We start from the raw sequence: 584 nt of genomic DNA, 5'->3' as shown, positions 1-584 counted from the left end.
TCGGCCAACAGCGCCGATCTGTCCTGCAGCTTGCGCGTTTTAGGACGGCGGCGGTTCTCATCGGCGGTGTCCTGCCCGGCCCTGCCTCGATACCCCGACCCGGTCAGCCCCTTGACGATCTCGCGGCGGATCGTGTCACGGTGGCGCCCCAACTTCTCGGCCGCCTCAACCTGCGAATACCCCTGCTCAAGGAGATCTTCGAGCCGACAGCGCTCGACGAATGTCAACGGTGCACGCGGCCGCCGCGATCGCTCGATCTCCACGATGGCAAGGGCAGGGGTCCTGGGCACGTACCCAGCCTGTTTCACCCAGGTCTGCCCGGTGTTCTCCGACACGCCGGCGATCATCGATGCCTCAACCACCGAGGACCCCGATGCCATCGCCGCCCAGAACGCTTCGCGTACCGGCGCCGGATACCGGATACCGCAATGCCTCAGGTCAGCAGCGATTCCCGCTGACCTGGCCCATCTGGACCCGGTCTGGTGCGACACCCCGGCCACGGTGGCCGCCGCAGACTGCGACAGCCCCGACTTCAACGCCTCCAGAAACACCCCACGCGCAGCCTCTGGAACGTCTTTGCTGCC

2 protein-coding genes are annotated in these 584 nt (G+C 66.8%); one reads left to right on the top strand and one right to left on the bottom strand.

Features of this window, described 5'->3' with window-relative positions; translation table 11 throughout:
* Positions 1-263, bottom strand: a 263-nt coding sequence (locus AC4ELH_RS35340; RefSeq protein ID WP_498889601.1) for a helix-turn-helix domain-containing protein, incomplete at its 3' end; no start/stop codon positions are given.
* Position 264: 1 nt separating this feature from the next.
* Here AC4ELH_RS35340 and AC4ELH_RS35335 point away from each other — a divergent pair.
* Positions 265-584, top strand: a 320-nt coding sequence (locus AC4ELH_RS35335; RefSeq protein WP_498889599.1) for a hypothetical protein, incomplete at its 3' end; no start/stop codon positions are given.

It is taken from the genome of Mycobacterium shunyiense (assembly GCF_058270075.1).
The sequence above is the reverse complement of the archived record's forward strand: the minus strand, read 5'-3'. Positions and strand labels throughout refer to the sequence as shown.